Origin of the sequence: Microseira wollei NIES-4236 (assembly GCF_020521235.1) — a bacterium.
In the GTDB taxonomy this organism is placed as follows: domain Bacteria; phylum Cyanobacteriota; class Cyanobacteriia; order Cyanobacteriales; family Aerosakkonemataceae; genus Microseira; species Microseira wollei.
In genome coordinates, this window is the sequence record NZ_BLAY01000584.1 from 1 (window position 1) to 398 (window position 398).

Consider the following 398-nt stretch of genomic DNA (forward strand, 5'->3'; position numbering starts at 1 on the left):
GAAATATGTCAGGAAATCAATTTACAGATTTCGGGGCACGGCGTTCTACAATCTTTGGTAAAAATCAAAAGTTATTGGACGCCGTGCCCCTACGGGGGCGGGTTTATTTACGGGTTTCTCAAACTTGAAATATGCCGGGAAATCAATTTACAGATTTCGGGGCACGGCGTTCTACAATCTTTGGTAAAAATCAAAAGTTATTGCACGCCGTGCCCCTACGGTGGCGGGTTTATTTACGGGTTTCTCAAACTTGGAATATGCCAGGAAATCAATTTACAGATTTCGGGGCACGGCGTTCTACAATCTTTGGTAAAAATCAAAAGTTATTGGACGCCGTGCCCCTACGGGGGCGGGTTTATTTACGGGTTTCTCAAACTTGAAATATGTCAGGAAATACA

The 398-nt window shown here is 43.7% G+C and carries 1 protein-coding gene; it reads left to right on the forward strand.

The window, feature by feature from the left end; translation table 11 throughout:
* Window positions 1–131 precede the first annotated feature (131 nt).
* Window positions 132–380, forward strand: coding sequence for a hypothetical protein (locus tag MiSe_RS49935; RefSeq protein WP_226595057.1), 249 nt, complete (start codon window positions 132–134; stop codon window positions 378–380).
* The last annotated feature ends 18 nt before the right edge of the window (window positions 381–398 follow it).